Source organism: Halalkalirubrum salinum (genome assembly GCF_005543295.1).
GTDB classification, from domain to species: domain Archaea; phylum Halobacteriota; class Halobacteria; order Halobacteriales; family Haloferacaceae; genus Halalkalirubrum; species Halalkalirubrum salinum.
Map to the genome: position 1 here is coordinate 163,377 of NZ_SRSG01000024.1, position 16,981 is coordinate 180,357.

The 16,981-nt window shown below is 58.1% G+C and carries 16 protein-coding genes; 1 reads left to right on the forward strand and 15 read right to left on the reverse strand.

What is annotated here, in order from left to right; all coding sequences use genetic code 11:
* Positions 1-56: 56 nt before the first annotated feature.
* On the forward strand, positions 57-356 hold the full coding sequence (locus tag E5K03_RS10065; RefSeq protein ID WP_138006718.1) for a transcriptional regulator: 300 nt from the start codon (positions 57-59) through the stop codon (positions 354-356).
* Between the two features lie 58 nt (positions 357-414).
* Here the strand turns inward: E5K03_RS10065 and E5K03_RS10070 are convergent, their stop codons facing one another.
* The 15 genes from E5K03_RS10070 to E5K03_RS10140 all read right to left on the reverse strand — a co-directional run bounded on the left by E5K03_RS10070 (position 415) and on the right by E5K03_RS10140 (position 16,849).
* The gene (locus tag E5K03_RS10070) at positions 415-1,734 is read right to left on the reverse strand and encodes an ABC transporter ATP-binding protein (protein WP_138006719.1); all 1,320 of its coding nucleotides are present in this window, start codon (positions 1,732-1,734) and stop codon (positions 415-417) included.
* Positions 1,727-2,812: an ABC transporter ATP-binding protein gene (locus tag E5K03_RS10075; RefSeq protein WP_138006792.1), complete on the reverse strand. Its 1,086-nt coding sequence runs from the start codon at positions 2,810-2,812 to the stop codon at positions 1,727-1,729. The genes E5K03_RS10070 and E5K03_RS10075 overlap by 8 nt, the downstream gene beginning before the upstream one ends.
* A 29-nt stretch (positions 2,813-2,841) precedes the next feature.
* Positions 2,842-4,071: an ABC transporter permease gene (locus tag E5K03_RS10080; RefSeq protein ID WP_138006720.1), complete on the reverse strand. Its 1,230-nt coding sequence runs from the start codon at positions 4,069-4,071 to the stop codon at positions 2,842-2,844.
* Between the two features lie 19 nt (positions 4,072-4,090).
* Positions 4,091-5,065, reverse strand: coding sequence for an ABC transporter permease (locus E5K03_RS10085; RefSeq protein WP_138006721.1), 975 nt, complete (start codon positions 5,063-5,065; stop codon positions 4,091-4,093).
* 150 nt (positions 5,066-5,215) lie between these two features.
* Positions 5,216-7,177 (reverse strand): ABC transporter substrate-binding protein, encoded by a 1,962-nt coding sequence (locus E5K03_RS10090; RefSeq protein ID WP_138006722.1) that lies wholly within the window; start codon positions 7,175-7,177, stop codon positions 5,216-5,218.
* A gap of 300 nt (positions 7,178-7,477) precedes the next feature.
* Positions 7,478-8,044, reverse strand: a complete 567-nt coding sequence (gene hpt / locus E5K03_RS10095; protein WP_138006723.1) for a hypoxanthine/guanine phosphoribosyltransferase — start codon at positions 8,042-8,044, stop codon at positions 7,478-7,480.
* A 67-nt stretch (positions 8,045-8,111) separates the two neighbouring features.
* Positions 8,112-9,920: a Na(+)/H(+) antiporter subunit D gene (locus E5K03_RS10100; RefSeq protein ID WP_138006724.1), complete on the reverse strand. Its 1,809-nt coding sequence runs from the start codon at positions 9,918-9,920 to the stop codon at positions 8,112-8,114.
* Entirely contained in the window at positions 9,917-11,998 is a 2,082-nt protein-coding gene (locus tag E5K03_RS10105) for a cation:proton antiporter (RefSeq protein WP_138006725.1), read from the reverse strand. Before E5K03_RS10105 ends, E5K03_RS10100 begins: the two co-directional genes overlap by 4 nt.
* Complete coding sequence (locus E5K03_RS10110; protein WP_138006726.1) at positions 11,995-13,524, reverse strand: monovalent cation/H+ antiporter subunit D family protein; 1,530 nt, start codon at positions 13,522-13,524, stop codon at positions 11,995-11,997. Before E5K03_RS10110 ends, E5K03_RS10105 begins: the two co-directional genes overlap by 4 nt.
* Entirely contained in the window at positions 13,517-13,897 is a 381-nt protein-coding gene (locus E5K03_RS10115; RefSeq protein WP_171006667.1) for a cation:proton antiporter subunit C, read from the reverse strand. The genes E5K03_RS10110 and E5K03_RS10115 overlap by 8 nt, the downstream gene beginning before the upstream one ends.
* Positions 13,890-14,558 carry an MnhB domain-containing protein gene (locus E5K03_RS10120; protein ID WP_138006727.1) on the reverse strand — a complete coding sequence of 223 codons (669 nt, stop codon included), beginning with the start codon at positions 14,556-14,558 and terminating at the stop codon, positions 13,890-13,892. The genes E5K03_RS10115 and E5K03_RS10120 overlap by 8 nt, the downstream gene beginning before the upstream one ends.
* The gene (locus E5K03_RS10125) at positions 14,555-15,094 is read right to left on the reverse strand and encodes a DUF4040 domain-containing protein (RefSeq protein WP_138006728.1); all 540 of its coding nucleotides are present in this window, start codon (positions 15,092-15,094) and stop codon (positions 14,555-14,557) included. Before E5K03_RS10125 ends, E5K03_RS10120 begins: the two co-directional genes overlap by 4 nt.
* The gene (gene mnhG / locus E5K03_RS10130; protein ID WP_138006729.1) at positions 15,091-15,411 is read right to left on the reverse strand and encodes a monovalent cation/H(+) antiporter subunit G; all 321 of its coding nucleotides are present in this window, start codon (positions 15,409-15,411) and stop codon (positions 15,091-15,093) included. The genes E5K03_RS10125 and mnhG overlap by 4 nt, the downstream gene beginning before the upstream one ends.
* On the reverse strand, positions 15,408-15,713 hold the full coding sequence (locus tag E5K03_RS10135) for a cation:proton antiporter (protein ID WP_138006730.1): 306 nt from the start codon (positions 15,711-15,713) through the stop codon (positions 15,408-15,410). The genes mnhG and E5K03_RS10135 overlap by 4 nt, the downstream gene beginning before the upstream one ends.
* The gene (locus E5K03_RS10140) at positions 15,710-16,849 is read right to left on the reverse strand and encodes a monovalent cation/H+ antiporter subunit E (protein WP_138006731.1); all 1,140 of its coding nucleotides are present in this window, start codon (positions 16,847-16,849) and stop codon (positions 15,710-15,712) included. Before E5K03_RS10140 ends, E5K03_RS10135 begins: the two co-directional genes overlap by 4 nt.
* Positions 16,850-16,981: the final 132 nt, after the last annotated feature.

The window sequence follows — 16,981 nt, forward strand, 5'->3', positions numbered from 1 at the left end:
CTTCACACTCAGACTCCGAAGATAAGTTCTTTACCCTTGATACAACAGGTATAATTATGTCGGAAGTAACAACACGCGAGCGCGTCGCTGCGCTATTACGCGAAGAGCCCCACACTGCGCCTGCACTGTCAGTGGCGCTGTCGCTGCCGGTTTCAACAATTTATCAAGACCTCCAACACGTTGCCAGATCGATCGACGGCGACGAACGCGACGAGCAGTTCCTCGTTTCCCCTCCCGAGTGTGCGAACTGTGGATTCAGCCGCTTCGACGACCCAATCAATCGCCCCTCTCGGTGCCCTGATTGTCGGAGCGAGTCGATCGAGGAGGCAGTATTCGTCATCAGGACTGTCGAATAACCACGACTCGCACACGAATCAATTACGCAGTACAACTGGTACGCAACCCGCACTGCCGTCAGTCATCGGCAGCAACCGTCTCAGGTTGGTCGTGTTCATACAAGAGACATCTCGAAACGTGGCCATCGCTATGTGTCGTCTCTGGGGGCTCGCGTTTCTCACACGGTGTCCAGACCACTTCCGCAAGTGTCTCTGCCGCCACAGCCTGACGGTCTGCGGCAAGCTGTTCAATCGCTTCGGTAACAGCTGAATCAAGCACAGAATCTGCTAGCGACGCAATTCCAAACTCTGAGCGGATCTGCGTCTCAACGGTGACCTCGGGCTCACTCGCCTGTGCAAGCTCACGAATCTGCTCGATATCAACTTCGTCAGCAGCGATCGAATCACGCAAATTCAACAATCCACGCCAGCTCTCTTGATCGATGTCGGTTCCATCTGGTTGGATAACCCTGTGACACCGCGTATGAAACCGACACCCACTGGGGGGGTTTGTCGGACTCGGAACCGTTCCAGTGAGCTCAATCTGTTCGGTCCGGGATCGAGGGTCGGGCACCGGAATCGCCGACAGTAACGCCTCTGTGTAGGGATGTTGTGGATCCGCAAATACCGTCTCCGTGTCACCAATTTCGACAATCTCGCCGAGATACATCACAGCGACGCGATCGCAGATCTCACGAATGACCGACATGTCGTGGCTGATAAACAATAACGAGAGGTCAAACTCCGCTTGGAGGTCACGTATTAGTCCGAGTATCTCTGCTTTTACCGACACGTCGAGTGCCGAAACGGGCTCGTCGGCGACAATGAGGCTCGGATTCAATACGAGCGCGCGAGCGAGTGCGATCCGCTGTTTCTGTCCGCCAGAAAATTCGTGTGGATACCGATCGTAATCCGATCCGGACAACCCAACTCGTTCGAGGAGATCTTCAACGATCGCACGCCGGCGATGCTTATCATTCATGCCATGGACAATCAACATCTCGGCGACAGTATCGCCGATCGGCATCCGTGGATCGAAACTCGAAGACGGGTCCTGGAAAATCATCTGGACATCCCGGCGGAATCGCTTGAGTTCTCGGCGATCGAAGCGAGTCACATCGTTTGGATGTGTCCCGTCCGCGTTCCGGCTTGCACCACCGCGGCCACTCCCGTTGAAAATGACTTCCCCGGCCGTTGGCTCTTCCAAGCGGACGATCGAGGTTGCAGCAGTCGATTTCCCACAACCAGATTCGCCAACGATACCGAGGGTTTCGCCCTCTTGGATATCGAAGCTGATGCCGTCGACAGCCCGGGCCGCACCAACCTGTCTGTTCAGCCAGCCCTTTTTGATCGGGTAGTGCTTTTGTAAATCACGAACAGACAAAAGCGGTTCAGTCATCCGAGTACTCTACCTCCGTTTTCTTGCCAGTAGATTCAGAAGACGGTGGTTCGACGACACTTCGATCGTACCCTGCCGTATAGTAAACGCATGAAACGCTGTGATCGCCTTCGATTGTGATTTCTTCGGGCTGCGAACCGGTTTTACACGCGTCGACCGCGTGTGCACACCGTGGAGCGAACCGACACCCGTCAGGGTGGTTTGTCGGGTCCGGCAGTTTGCCGGGGATCCCGCCGACAGCAGAGCCTCGGCCCGGGAGACAATCGAGCAGTTGCTGTGTATATGGATGCGATGGCGTATCGAAGATGTCGAACACGCTCCCGCGCTCCATTACCTTGCCAGCGTACATAACGACAATCCGATCGGCGATCTGTGCAACGACGCCCAAATCGTGCGTAACGAGCAAAATTCCCATCTCAAATTCGTCTTGGAGATCGTTGAGTAACTGTAAGATCTGTCCCTGAACGGTTACGTCGAGTGCAGTTGTTGGCTCGTCTGCGATCAACAGATCAGGATCGGTGACGAGCGCCATTGCGATCATGATTCGCTGTTTCTGCCCGCCAGAGAACTCATGGGGATAATCGGTGAACCGTGAGCTCGCGTTGTCGATGCCGACTCGATCGAGCATATCGACTGCTCGGGCTTTCGCCTCCGCATCAGTCACATCTTCGTCGTGGATCTTGATCGCCTCAACGATCTGCCACCCAACAGTGTAGCAGTGATTCATCGCTTCCTGAGGATTCTGGAAGATGTGGGTGATCTCATTGCCCCGGACCGAACGGAGTTCGGACTCGGTCATGCTGGTCAGAGAGTGTCCGTTGAACCGGATCTTCCCCTCGATCATTCCAGGCGGTTGATCGATAAGCCCAGTGATCGATTCGGTCGCAACAGTCTTCCCAGAGCCGGATTCGCCGACGATACAGACCGTCTCACCCTTCTCGACGGTAAAATCGACCCCGTCGACCGCGACGAGCGATCCGGCGTCGGTAGCGAATTTCGTCCGTAACCCCTCAACAGTGAGGAGCGGTTCGGTCGAATCCTCGGCCTGAGCGCTATCTGTTGGGATCGACTCGGTCATCTCTGTTGTGTCTTTGTTGGTAGCCACAGTTACTCACCCCCCGCTTCAGATTCGGCTTTCGGGTTCAGCGCGTCCAACAGCGCATCTCCCAGGAAGTTGAACGCGAGGATGGTAAAGAACAGGACCGTCCCCGGAACCAACACGATCCACGGTGCGAAGTCGATCGCATTCCGGCCCGAAGAGATGAGCTGTCCCCACGTCGGCACTGCCGTATCGCCGATCCCGAGATACGCCAACTGTGCTTCCGCAAGCAGGAATCCGGGGATAATGAGTGTCAACTGGGTAATGACACTGCTTGCGGTGTTTGGAACAATGTGTCTGCGGACAATGCGATACGTTCCCGCACCGCTGATTCGCGTTGCCTTGACGAACTCCTCCTCGGAGACGGATAACGCCTTACTTCGGACGTACCGGGCTGTTCCACCCCAACCAAATGCGGCAAACACCAGGATGAACATCCCGAGCCCAGCGCCGTAGATGTAGAGGATAAGGAGGAAGAACAAAAGCGTCGGGAACGAGAGGATGATGTCGGTGAATCGCATCATGATTTCGTCGGCCCACCCGCCAGCGTACGCGCTCACGGTGCCGAACGTAATTCCGATCGCCGCAACGATCGTTGTCGTAATAAACGCGATCTGCATGGTGACGGTCATCCCGTGAACGACAGCGGCGAACACGTCCTCTCCGCCACGGTTCGTGCCGAGCGGATACTCCCAGGTTCCGTGACAGCGGCCGTTTTCGATCGAACCCATACACTGTGAGACGTGAACCTGATCGACTGAGCCGAATACCGGCGGCTGGTACGCGGCGATGAGGTTCTGTTCAGGCATACTGATGAAAAACGGCCCGATCACACCACCAATGAAAATCAGCCCGAGCCAGAGGAGACTCACCACTGCCGGACGGTTTCGCTTGAACTCTTTCCAGTAGTATCTCGTCATTCGAGGATTCTGATACAGCGGCAAGAGTACGAACCAAAGGAACAAAAATAATGTAAAGACGAACAGGATATCGAGACTCGAGGGATCGAACGTCAGCCCGATCGCCTCGAACTGCGAGGCGAGCCCGAGGTCTTCGCCTAGTCGCTCGAACGTCGCCTCCCGTGCACCCACGACGAAGTGGTCGTAGAGCCCAAGCAAGACGACAGGTGTCCCAGTGAGCAGCATAAGTTTCAGATTGACCGAGAGTTCGCGTCCGGTGGACCCGGCGATCTCATCCCAGTCTATCTGATCAAATCGATCCGGTCTTTCGGTAGCCATAGTTAGCAGTCCTCCATGATTATCGATCGTCGTAACTGATTCGTGGGTCAAGCACGGTGAACACCAGATCCTCGATGAGATTCCCAACTACTGCGATGAAGGTGAAAAGCAGGGTCGATCCCAACACGAGGTTGGTATCCTGGTTGATGAGCGCGTCGAACGTGATCCGTCCTAATCCGGGAATGCCGAAGACGATCTCGACGAGAAGCGACGAGCCGAGGAAGATGACAAGCAACTGGCTCACGATCGTCGTCGACAATGGCACCATTGTCGGTCGCATCACGTGATAGGCGTAGGCACGGTACACTGAGACGCCCTTAGCCTTCGCGGTCTTCATGAACTCCGCGTTCTGGAACTCCGCAGATTCGTTCCGGGAGACACGCATTACGGAGCCGATCGATCCCGTGACGAGGACGAACACCGGTAAAAACAACTGATGTACGTTCGCGAGGCTGAACACCGGGACGCTCGTACTGTACTGTATCGGGAACCACTGTAAGTAGACCCCGAAGATGACGAGCAGAACGATACCAAAAAAGAAGTTCGGAATCGCCCAGCCAAAAAAGGCAAAGCCGGTCGCGAGGTGGTCACGCCACGAGTACATATTCGCCGCCGAATACACGCCCACGATTGGCCCGATGAGAAGCGTCAGAACGGTCCATGGAATCGAGTACTGTGCAGTGTAGTAGATTCCCTCCCACAACGCGGCGGTTACTGGCTGCTGGCGGTTCTGTGACCAGCCCCAATCGAGGGTGTACACCCCTTCGAGGAAGTCGAGGTACCGAACGTGAAGGGGTTGGTCAAGCCCACGGAGCTGCCGTTCTTGTTCAACTGCTTGTGCCGGATCGCCGCCCTGAAGCGCAGCTTGCGTCGCCGCCTCTGAGACTGACGGGTTTGGTGCGAACGCGAGCAGGAGAAAGGTGATCGTCACGATCGTAAACGAGACGAATGCTGCCCAGCCGGCGCGTGCAATGACGTAGCGTGTAAGGCCCATGTTCGTGTTTGTGTAAATTCGGTCTATTGGCGGGGTTGGATATCAGTTCGTGTTCGGATGTGGTCGATGCGTGCCCAACGTATGTGTTCCACAAGTGAAATACGCTCCGCCTGTGAGCAGACTCAAGCCGTCGAAGCACTCGTAGGTTAATTAGTCGTCCTTGTGCCAGGCACCGAAGTCCCATCCGCTTGAGAAGTTCGCGATTGGCCCACGGAGGTCGGGGTTGTACGCTTCGATGTCGTCACCGAAAGCGAGCATAATGTAGGGTTGTTCTTCGTTGAGATTCACGAGCAGTTCGGAGAACGCCTCTGCGAGCTCCTCGCGGCTGCCAGCGTTTCGCATCTCCTCGAAGACACTCCCCGCATCGAAGCCAGGGTAGTACCCAACAGGATTGTAGGAGCTGTTCGCCCCGTCGAAGAAGGCCTCGTTTGTGATCGGATTCCGGGGATACGTGTTGAGCCCAAAGATCGTCGCAAAGTCCCAGGATTCTTCAGGGGTGACACTTCGTGGTCCGGGGTTGCTCGCGGTGGGTTGTTCCCACTCGACCTCCTCGCCGTTGACGGTGTCTGTGCCACCCTCCGGTTCAGCGTTCCAGTAGTTCTCACTGAACGTCGTGGCGTCGATCGCGTTTGTGTTCAAAATAAAGCCGAGGTTGCTCTCGAACTCGTTTGCAAAGAAATCAACCGCCAGTTCTTGGGTGTCTGAAGAAGCATTGTAGTAGATCTCAAGTTCGACCTGATCGCCGTCTGGGTCGACGAGTGTGTCGCCGTCGTACGCGTAGTCCTCGTCGATCTGTTCAAGCGCTTGTTCGGCCAGTTCGCGAGCCTCTCCGCCGTAGACACCTTCCTCGGGATCTCCCCAGAGCGTGAGCTCATCTGTCCCAGCGTACCACTCGGAGAACTCCGGTTGCCACGTGTAGTGTGGCTGTGCGAACCCGTTCAGGATCCCTTGAATGTACTGTTGTTTGTCAATTGCGGCGGCGATCGCCTGACGGAACTCGGTCACAGTAAACAGGTTGCCTGGTCCTGCGGTCCAGCCGTTATCGCGCATATTGACCGACAGGATGTTGTTGAACGGCGTTGGCGTCAACACGACTATCGTCTCGTCGTCTTCGATGAACTCCTGGCCGCGGTTCGGGGGCAACGCGACGTTGTCTGTTTCACCGGTCTGGATCGCGGCGATACGCGAAGACTCTTCTTCGATAATCTCGATCTGAAGAGTCTCGAAGTACGGTGCTTCGCCAAAGATTTGGAGGTCGTCGTCTTCGGCGAGATCGCGGAGGTAGTACTCGTCGTTGCGAGTGTACTGGGTACCGCCATCGCGAATCCACTCGTCGAGAACGTATGCGCCCATGTTGCCCGCAAACTGCAGTTCAAGCAATTCCTCGTCTTGTTGCAGCCCTTCTGCGTCTTCCTCTTCGACGTATGGTTCGAGCAGGTCCCGTGGAATTGGGTACTCGAGGGGAGCGAACGTCTCTGGCCAGATGATGTTTGGGTTCGCCAATGTGGCTTGCACTTCGAGCTCACCCGTCTCTTCGACCTCAACGCCGGCCCAGTCTATGCTGTTTACGCTCTGTGCCCACTCTGACTGGTGAATTTCTTGTATATAGTAGACAAAGTCTTCGGCGGTGTACTGGCCGTAGGGATCGCTAAACTCCAGCCCGTCACGGATTTGGATGGTCCACGTCTCACCCTCGTCTTCGGTGAAGATGTCCTCAAAGAGCAGTCCGAAGACCTCGTTGTTCTGGTCAAACGTATACCCCATATCGAGCGCATAACCGATTGCCGTTCCCGCGCTGTCCTCGTCGTTGTATATTGGGTTCAGCGTTTCGAACGTCGACGCTTCTGTGACGTGGTACTCTCCGTCGACTTCAGGCGGTGACTGGCTCAGGTCGATCGGATCAGGCTCGTCTGCGGTCGCTGAATCGCCGTTGCCGTTACCGCCGTTTCCGTTACCGCCGTTTCCGTTACCGCCGTTGCCGTTGCCGCCGTTTCCATCGTCGCCAGTGCAGCCAGCTAACGCAGCAGCTCCACCGAGTCCGAGGGCGGAGATCCACTGTCGACGGCTCATTCGTGGTGTATTGCTGGGACCTTTGCGTGCACGGTGTGGCATACCAAATTAGTATAAGCGTTGGGTTAAAAACCCCACGTCTTTCGGTGGTAAAATCAGAAATCACCGCGACAACACTCCGTATTTTGTACATTCATAGCACGTTTATTCGAGTTTTCAACTGATCGGTGAGTATGCTATCTATAACGTCTTGAGCACATATCAGTAAACATCATAATTAATATTGTTATTTTTACGATGAATAATTGATAAGATCGCTAGACCGTTGACAAACGCATGATCAGATAATCCGTATTAGCTTTAATCAGCAAGAGAAACGCGCGGTTTACTGCGGCGAGGATGTCACTCGTCGCCTTGTGGATCAACAATAACAACCTCTCCATCCTCAACGGAGACGTTGATGAGCGTCTTCACGCGGTAGTCCGTGTCGTCGAGCTTGTTCGGGCCTGCCTTCTTGATCACCGCTACCACGTCGACCACGTCGGTGCCGATATCTGTTAAGGCGTCGAGGATCGCTTTCATTGTCCCGCCAGTCGAGAGTACGTCGTCGAGTACGAGCACCCGATCGCCTGGTTCGACGTCGTTGATGTACATCTCCGACTCGGAGTAGCCGGTCTCCTGGCTCAACGCAACCTCGCCCTCAAGGCCGTACTCGCGCTTTCGGATGACGACGAGCGGAATGTCGGTCATGAGCGACACGGCTGTCGAGATGTGAATCCCCATCGCGGCTGGCGTGACAATCTTGTCAATATTTTCGAGTTCGGCCTTTCGAATAATTCGGATGACAATCTCCCGAAGCAGTTCGGGTTCGAGCATCGGAACCCCGTCGCTGACTGGATGCACGAAATATTCGTAGTCGCCTTTCTCGATTATCGGCGCGTCCAACAACGACTGGCGCAGCAAGTCCATGTCGCACGTTCAGGAGGTACCGAATAAAAGCTGGCGGTTCGATCGGTCCGTGAGCCGTGTGGTCGGTTCACCCGAACAACAGGATCGCGATCGCTCCCGCGACCATCGCAGTCAACACGAACATGCTGCGAGCGATACCCGATCGGAGCTGGATAGGCTCCTCGTCAGTCCCGAAGCCAAGTCGTCTCGCGGTCCCCTCGGGGTTGCTTCCGAGACGTTTGAGCGATGCGATCGTGCTCATCACCGCACGATCGACCGCCGCCCATCCCTCAGTAACGCCCCAGACGAAGGCGCGACCGGTGTAGAACACCGCTGGGACGGTGACGACATCAACGTCACGCATGACGTGTGCGAGCCACCCAAGTGGCCGCTTGAAGACCGCGAAACCGACGAATCCGGCGGTCAGGAGGATTGCCGATTCGGTGAGGTGGCCCGTACTGTACGGTTTCGCATCTGGCACCCACTCGGCGGCGTGGGGCAGCAGTTCGAACAGCGAGCCGTAGGCGACGCCGTAGTACAGACAGAACCCGCTTGCGAGTGTCATCGCGACGATCTGCCCGCGGGTTGCGTCTTTCGGGGAGATATCCGAGGAACCGTGGAAGAACATGTAGTAGCCGAGTTTGATGAACGACATGAACGTCCCGACGCCGCCGAGGATCAATAGCCACCACAGCAGGTCCTCGCCCAGCAAGAGCGGGAACAGTTTGACCTCGTGGGCGGCGTCGATCACCATCCCCTTCGAAATGAAGCCGTTGAATCCCGGCACGGCCGTAATGGAGAGGGCACCGACGAGGTACGCCACGAACGCAAGCGGCATCACCTTCCAGAGGCCGCCGAGGTTCCTGATGTCCTCTTCGCCGGTCCGGTAGATCACGACGCCGACTGCCATGAATAGCAGGCTCTTGTAGAGGATGTTGTTGAACGCGTGTGCGAGCCCACCCGCGGTTGCAAAGCCGGCATCCGAGATCAGCGCTGCGGTGCCGATACCCGCGAGCATGTAGCCGACCTGCGCCTGGATATGGTACGACAACAGCCGGCGTGGATCGTACTGCAGTAGCGCGAAGAACGCGCCGTAGACCGCCATCGCACCGCCGAGGTACGCGAGCCACATCGCGCCGTCGGGGAACGCCCGGTACATCACGAGCACCGCAGTCTTCGTGGTGAACACCGAGAGGAACACCGAGGCCGCGATGTGTGGCCGCGGATACGTGTCAGGCAGCCACGTGTGCAACACGATGAATCCGCAGTTGACACCAATTCCAAGCGCCGCAAGGAGCGCCGCCGCGCCGGGCGCGATTCCGGTCGGATCGCTCGCGCCGGCCGCGTAGAGGAACGAGTCGACAGACGCGAAGTGGACGACGACAGCGCCGAGAAGTAGTGTGCCGCCAATCCCGTGGGCGATCGCGTACCGATAGCCAGCCCGGACGGCGTCGCCACCGTAGTGCCACACGAGCGCCGTGCTCGTGACGGCCATAAGCTCCCAGAAGAAGATCATCGAGAGCCAGTCGCCGGCGTAGATCACGCCGACAGTGCTGGAGATGTACGACAGCGCGAACGCTGTTTGTACCTTCGGGGCGTTTGATCCCCACGAGTACAGCGCCGCGGCTGTCGCGATGATCCCGACGCCGATCGCAAACAGCCGCGAGGCGGGATCAGAGTACATGAAGACGGTCTCGAAGCCGAGGAACGTCGTTTCGGCGTACGAACCGGTTGGGATAATGAACGCCTGTACGCCGACTAGTGCGGTCGCCAGTGCGGCGATCGCGTGTCCGAGCGATCGGGGGACGATGAGCATCAAGAGCGCCGCCAGCGCGACCCACGTGAACGGCGGAATCGTCGCCAGCGGCTCTGCGATCGCGGCGAGTGTCGCGGTCATGGCGGGCTCACCCCCACGCCCTCGACGATTACCTCGATGAGCTCGAGGAAGCCGATACCATACGGCACCACGCCAAGTGCGATCGCTCCCGTCACGGCCGCGAGAATCGGTCCAAGCATGAACCACGTGGTCTCTGAGCCAACGAGTACCTCACGGCCAGTGATGTGACGCCACCCGCCTGGTGGCGGTCCCTCGTGGTGGTGGTCGTGAGTCCCCTCGTCGTCGTGAGCGGACACATCATGGGTGTCGTCGTCCGTCGAACTGTCTGAGACCTGGTCGGTACGATCCGCTTGCGCGTCGGTCTCATTTTCATTTTCTGCCACGTGATCGCTCGGGTGGAGCCGAGCGGCGACATCGCTGTCGTCGAACTCCGAATCGTCGTACTCGAAGCGACCATCTCCCGGCGCGAAATCGGGTTGAATCACGCCAGTCGGTCCCTCGTCGATGTCGTCTTCGCCCTGCTCGGAATCAACTGGTGGACGCTCGGGTTCGGCATCGTCAATGAGTTCTTTGGGTTCGAACGGATCGTCGGCTCCGTCGTCAGCGACATCCTGAGTCTTGTCTGCATCTTCCAGGTCGTCTGCGTCTTGGCGATCGTCGTCTGGAACACCACCGTCCGTCCGTGGACGATTCGATCGGCCACTCCCGCCGTCCGCGCTGGCCAGGAGCGATCGCTTTTCACCACCAAGCTGAAAGTCGACCAGCGGCTTTGCATCGTGGGCGTCCTCGGCCTCGAAGAAGGCCGTGTAGACGACCGGCCAGAAGTAGACGATGTTCAACACGCCGGACAACAACAGCGCACCGACAAGATAGTACGCGACAGGCGTCAGCGTCGCGCCCATCTGGACGCCGCCGATGAGCATGTAGTACTTGCTCACGAACCCCGCAAGAAGCGGCGTCCCGGCCATGCCGGCAGCAGCGATCGTAAACGCCCCGAGCGTCACGGGCATCCGCTTGCCGATCCCGGCCATCTTACTGATGTGGTCGGTGTGGGTCTCGACGTGGATCGCCCCCGCACAAAAGAACAGGGTGAGCTTCATGAACGCGTGCGCTGGAATGTGCAACAATGCGCCGATGAGTCCGTACCACCCGAATAACCCCAGTCCAAGGACGATGTAGCTCAGCTGGCTGACTGTCGAGTACGCCAGTCGCTGTTTGAGGTGGTCTTTCCGGATCGCAATGAAGCTCGCCGCGGTCAGCGTGATCGCGGCGATCGTCGAGATCACGAGCCCCATCCCAAGCTGGTACAAGACTTCTGGGCCAAACACATCGAGAACGACGCGTGCGACACCGAACGCGCCGGATTTCACGACCGCGACCGCGTGAAGCAGCCCCGAAACCGGCGTCGGCGCGACCATCGCTTCTGGCAGCCACTGGTGCAGCGGCATCAACCCCGCCTTCACGCCGAAGCCGATCGCCAACACGATGAACGTGATCTGGGCGATCGTCGGATCTGCCGCCGCGAGCGCTTCGATCCCGCCAGCAGTGAAGTCGGTCGTTCCGGCAATCCAGTAGACGAGGACTGTCCCGGCCAGTACAAGTACACCGCCGCCGAAGAACGTGTACGCGAGGTACTTCCGGCCGGCCGCGCGGGCGCGATCGGTCTCATCGTGGGCGACGAGCGGGTAGGTCGCAAGCGACAACAGCTCATAGAAGATGAAGATCGTCACAAGGTTGCCCGCGAAGGCGATCCCCATGGTCGCCGATAGCGACGCCGCAAAGGCAGCGAAAAACCGCGTCTGGTTGTCTTCGTCGAGCCCGCGCATGTAGCCGATGCTGTAGAAACTGGTGACGATCCAAAGCAGGCTCGCGAGCGTCGCAAACAAGAGCCCGAGCGGATCGGCCCGGAGGACGAACTCAATTCCTGGAAGAACGCTCCCCAGCGAGTAGCTGAACGTCGTCCCCGCGAGGACAGCCGGGAACATACTCGCGACGATCGCGAACTTTCCGACCGACACGAGTACCGTCCAGGCCTCACGGAGATTCGGCCGCCTATGGGAGGCGACAATCAAGATAGTTCCAAGGAGCGATACGGCCACCGCAGCGACTGGTCGAATATCAGTAACGATCTCACTCATGCAAAGAACCTCCCGAGAACGGGGTCGAGATAGTCGGCAAACAGCTCCCACGAGAACCCAAGCGCAATGACGGTGATGCCGATCGAGACGACGATCGCCACCTGTGCGACGGTCACGCGATCGATCGACCCACCATCAGGGGCTGCGACGCCGTCTGTGCTGGCGTCTGGGACCTCAACCGCGGCGGATTCGTCGGTTCTGGCCGCAGACGGCGATCGGAAGTACAACATCTCGACTAGCCTGAAAACGTACGCCAGGGTGAGCATCGTGCTGGCGAAGATGACAGCCGCGACACCCCACGCGCCCGCCTCGACCGCTCCAAGCGCCATGAACCACTTGCCCAGGAAGCCGATCGAGGGCGGCAGGCCGATGAGTGCGATCCCCGCGAGTGTCATCCCGCCGACAGCGTAGGGCGATCTCCTTGAGAGCCCCGCGTAGTCGGTGACTGTCCGCGCGCCATAGGCGGTTGCGAGCACGCCCGCAGCCATGAACAGCCCGGCTTTGATCAGGCCGTGGCCGAGCAAGTGAAGGATCGCGCCGAACAGCGCGGTCTCGTTGGCAAGCCCGATCGCCGCGACGATCATCCCAAACTGTGCGACAGACGAATACGCAAACATGCGTTTGACCTCGGTCTGCATCAACGCGAGCAGGCTGCCGACGACGATGCTGACCGACGCCACGACGAGTATCGCCGTGACGATCAGGTCGTTCGCTTCGAGGAACGATTGGGTGAACACGCCGTAGGTGATCCGAATCAACGCGTACGCCGATGCCGTCGAGACGAGCGCCGAAATGTACGCACTGACCGAATCTGGCGCGTAGGTGTACGCGTCGGGCTGCCAGGTGTGCAGCGGGAACAGCGCGACCTTGATTGCAAAGCCAACGAGGATGAACCCGAAGGCTGCCTGCACGATCGGATCACCGTAGCCGACACTCGCGATCGCCTCCTGGAGGTCGCGCATGTTGAGCGTCCCCGTCGCGACGTAGAGGTACCCGACGCCGAGCAGATACATCGACGCACCGACAGTCCCGAGGAAGACGTATTTGAACGCGGCGTAGGCGGCTTTGCCGCTGGTTCGATCGCTCGCGACGAGTGCGTACGTCACGAGGCTCGTGATCTCGAGGAACACGAAGAGGTTGAACATGTCGCCGGTCAGTGCGACGCCGAACAGTCCGCCGGTAAGGAGGAGATATCCGCTGTAGAAGGCGTTTCCTCGCGGTCCAGCGGTCCGAGCGTACAACAGCACCGCAAGCGAGACGATCGCGATTAACAGCGCGACAAGCGCCGACAGTTCGTCGCCGACTAACTCGATGCCGTACGGCTGCGGATAGTTCCCGAGCGCGTGGATCAGCCGACCCGAACTGGCGATCGTGACGGCGACGTATCCCGCGATCGCGGTCACTGTGATCGACCCGACAAACGCGATCGGCCAACCCGCCCGTTCGTAGCGAAGTCCGGCGATGAGTGGGACGACAGAGAGGACGATCGGGATCGCGACCAACAGCGGCAAGAAGACATCACTCATCGGCGATCACCTCCCGGAGTGCATCCGCCCGAAGCGTCCCGTACTCGGCGTACAGCCGGATGATGAGCGCGAGCCCAACCGCGGTGAGGCTCACGCCGACCACAATGGCCGTCAGGACAATGACCTGTGGCAGTGGGCTCGCAAATGGTCCACCAGCGCCGTCAGCTGGGACGATCGCCGATGACCCATCGACGACGTACGCAGACGTGATGAAAAACAGAAAGATTCCCGTTTGGAACATATTGAGTCCAATCAGCTTCTTGACGAGGTTCTGGTTGGCGATCATCATGTACAGCCCAACAGTTGCGACGAAGACGACGACAAGGTACGCGTACCGTGTCGTAATCAATCCGAGCACGGAACCGTCAGTCATCAGTTGCCACCTCCGACGATTGGCCGTTCTCGCCCTCTGCTTTTGAGAGTTCTTCGGGGGTAAATCCGGCTGCAAGCAGGAAGAATAGTCCCATGAGTACTCCCGAAATGATGAACGCGATGCCTCCAATTTCGACTGCCTCCATGCCCCACTTTGTCCACTCGTAGGAACTGAGTTCAATAATATTGTTGAATGACATGTAGCGTGGATACTCGAGGAATCGTCCGCCGAGGGCGATCGGAATGAGGGCGATCGCCGCGAAGATTCCGACGCCGGCGGTTCCCAACAGGACGAGCAGCGTGTTCGAAACCCAATCGCGGGTCGATTCGATACCGAACGCGAACGCGATCATCAACACAACTGAGGCGATGATCGCTCCACCCTGGAATCCACCCCCTGGGGTATCTGCCCCGTGGAACGTAGTGTATATTCCGTACGTCAACACGAACGGAGATACAACCTTGACCGTCGTCATGATCACCTGGCTCTCACTATACGTCGGTCGCTGTCGCAACACACCGTCGCTGTCGATCCGCTCGTAATCGACATCGTTGCCGTTGTCGACGTTCGCGGGGATGCGATCGCCGTTGTCGACGTCCGTGGGAATACGATCGCCGTTGTCGACTGTCTCGCTGGGCTCCGCTGGATCGGCGTCGCTCATGCAAACACCTCCCGGCCGAGGACGATCATGCTCGCGACGCCGGCGGCGAAGACGACGACTGCCTCACCGAAAGTATCGAACCCACGGTAGGCAGCCAACACTGCCGTAACCGTATTCTCGACGCCTGTTTCTTCGTAGGCGTTCTCGAGGTAGTATACCGTCACGTCAGGGTTTGTCATCGCTGCGGTGTTCGGATCACCGACCGAGGGGAACGCAAACAGCGTCGAGCTCACAATGAGGGCAAATCCACCACAGACGGCCACTGCAGGCCAGTTGATGGGCTCGAATATTTTTTCGTGGGCCGGCCGCGAGGTTTTTGCGATCGTCAGCAATAAAAGAACGGTCGTAATGCCCGCGCCGATCGCCGCCTCGGTGAGACCGACGTCTGGTGCACGGTAGAACGTGTACACGACCGCGAGCCCGAGACTGTAGGCGGCGAAGACGACGATCGACGCGAGTACGTCGCGAAACAGCGCCGTCGCCACCGCCGAAATAAGCACGAACACGAACAACATGAGTTCGATCGGGGTAATCATCGTCGATCCTCTCCTTGTGTCCACGGCTCGATTCCCTCCTCGTATGCCGCTCGAACAATCGCGTGCGCGGCTGTCGGGTTCGTCACAAAGATGAAAAACAACAGCAGGACCGTCTTTGCGGCCGTCGAATCTGGTCCGATTGCGATCGCGACCGCAGCGAGCGTAAAGCCGGCACCGAGCGTATCCGCCTGTGAAGCGGTGTGTGCCCGAGCGAACAGATCCGGCAGCCGAATCACGCCGACCATCGACACGAGCGTAAAGAACAGCCCGATCGCAAGACAGATAGCGATTGCCCCGATCCGCAGTGTGGCGATCATATCACGCCCCCCCGCTCAACGGTGAACTTCGAGATTGCGATCGCCATCAGAAAGTTCAACAGCGCGTATACCAACGCAATGTCGAGGAACCATGGCTCCGAGAGCGCACCCCCGAGCAACGCGAGGATAACGACCGTATTCGTTCCAAGGACATTGACCGCAAGCACGCGATCCTGCATGGTCGGGCCCTTGATCGCACGATAGAGCATCCCGATCGCGAGAAGTACGAACCCGGCCGCAGCGAGAAGCATGATGTCTCCAACGGTGTACCCGGCGGCGATCGCGGTATCGACGATGCTCATGTATTCTCCTCCGTTTCGTCGCTCATCGGCACCTCGTCTGTCTCCCCGCTGTTATCAGCATCGACAGCCGATCCTTGTAACACCTCGGTGTCTCCTCGCTCGAGTGGAGAGGGAAATCGTGCAGCCGATCGGCCGTAGAACACAAATCGAACCCAGCGTTCGAGTCCTCCATCGAACAATCCGTCTCGTGAGGCCTGCAGCAGCGAATGGACGTACAATTCCTGATTGCGTGCGCGGACTGTCACGGTCCCTGGAGTCAAGGTGATGCTGTTCGCGAGCGTCACGAGCGGGAGTCCGCTCCCCACAAACACCCTGATTTTGGTCATCTTTGGATCGATCGACGCTCTCGGATCGAGCACGACTCTCGCGACCGCAATGTTCGAGATGAAGATTTCGTACAGCAAGTAGGGTGCGTATATGAGCCCACGGACGATTCGCTTTGGTGAATCCACCACCGAAGGGTTACGATAAAACGAAACGTTCGACAGCACAACTGCGACGATAAGCGCGGTCATCGCTCCTGTCACAATGTCGAATACACCCCCACCGAGGAGGTCAGAAAATCCGCCAAGAACCTGATAGAACATGAATGACCCCCCAAACAGTGCGAGAAAGCGTGGAGCGTTTGTTCGACCAACGAACTGCGATCGACGTGTAGGCCGTTCGACCGGTGCTTCTTCGACTGTTAGATCAGCTTGAGCGAGTTCAAACTCGAGTGGACCCAGAAGGGTAATGTGGCCAACGAGGGAGTACTCTGGGTCAACAATGACTCGTTCCAGTTTGTGTTCCTTCGCATATTTCGACAGCACTCGGGCATAGTCAGACGGGGAAAAGAGGTACTCCTCGGTCCCAACAATCGTGGTTTCGATCTGGACTGTTGCGTCCGCTGCATCGGCCTCTTCGAGGTCTAGTTCTGCCCAGAACGTCACTCGATCGAGAAGCGCCTCCGCATCTGCGCGCTCGTCCTCCGAACCGGGATCGTCGCTTCGCCAGCCGGAAAGGACGACAAAGTGAACGACCGAGGGCTCCGAGTCGGTACCGGCTCCAATCGCTTCGTCGATCACGTACGCGACTGTGTTCCGGAGGGTCCGAGACCGGGTGACTGGAACGAGCAACCGTGTTGTATTCCCTGTCACAGGCTATCTCACCACCGTTTGTCGATCGTATGTTCCTCCGTCGCTCATGGTAATTACTCACCCATACCGAATAGCGGGCAACGCAAAACTATTCTTATCTCGCCCGTTGTTGACCGATCGGCGTCAGATGGT

Excerpts from the sequence above, each read along its gene's own strand:
- E5K03_RS10135 (WP_138006730.1), bottom strand. The coding sequence starts at position 15,713 with ATGAGCATCGTCGATACCGCGATCGCCGCCGGGTACACCGTTGGAGAC.
- hpt (WP_138006723.1), bottom strand. The coding sequence starts at position 8,044 with ATGGACTTGCTGCGCCAGTCGTTGTTGGACGCGCCGATAATCGAGAAA.
- E5K03_RS10085 (WP_138006721.1), bottom strand. The coding sequence starts at position 5,065 with ATGGGCCTTACACGCTACGTCATTGCACGCGCCGGCTGGGCAGCATTC.
- E5K03_RS10075 (WP_138006792.1), bottom strand. The coding sequence starts at position 2,812 with ATGACCGAGTCGATCCCAACAGATAGCGCTCAGGCCGAGGATTCGACC.
- E5K03_RS10070 (WP_138006719.1), bottom strand. The coding sequence starts at position 1,734 with ATGACTGAACCGCTTTTGTCTGTTCGTGATTTACAAAAGCACTACCCG.
- E5K03_RS10100 (WP_138006724.1), bottom strand. The coding sequence starts at position 9,920 with ATGACCGCGACACTCGCCGCGATCGCAGAGCCGCTGGCGACGATTCCG.
- E5K03_RS10110 (WP_138006726.1), bottom strand. The coding sequence starts at position 13,524 with ATGAGTGATGTCTTCTTGCCGCTGTTGGTCGCGATCCCGATCGTCCTC.
- E5K03_RS10065 (WP_138006718.1), top strand. The coding sequence starts at position 57 with ATGTCGGAAGTAACAACACGCGAGCGCGTCGCTGCGCTATTACGCGAA.
- E5K03_RS10120 (WP_138006727.1), bottom strand. The coding sequence starts at position 14,558 with ATGAGCGACGCCGATCCAGCGGAGCCCAGCGAGACAGTCGACAACGGC.
- E5K03_RS10105 (WP_138006725.1), bottom strand. The coding sequence starts at position 11,998 with ATGAGTGAGATCGTTACTGATATTCGACCAGTCGCTGCGGTGGCCGTA.
- mnhG (WP_138006729.1), bottom strand. The coding sequence starts at position 15,411 with ATGATCGCCACACTGCGGATCGGGGCAATCGCTATCTGTCTTGCGATC.
- E5K03_RS10090 (WP_138006722.1), bottom strand. The coding sequence starts at position 7,177 with ATGCCACACCGTGCACGCAAAGGTCCCAGCAATACACCACGAATGAGC.
- E5K03_RS10115 (WP_171006667.1), bottom strand. The coding sequence starts at position 13,897 with ATGACTGACGGTTCCGTGCTCGGATTGATTACGACACGGTACGCGTAC.
- E5K03_RS10125 (WP_138006728.1), bottom strand. The coding sequence starts at position 15,094 with ATGATTACCCCGATCGAACTCATGTTGTTCGTGTTCGTGCTTATTTCG.
- E5K03_RS10080 (WP_138006720.1), bottom strand. The coding sequence starts at position 4,071 with ATGGCTACCGAAAGACCGGATCGATTTGATCAGATAGACTGGGATGAG.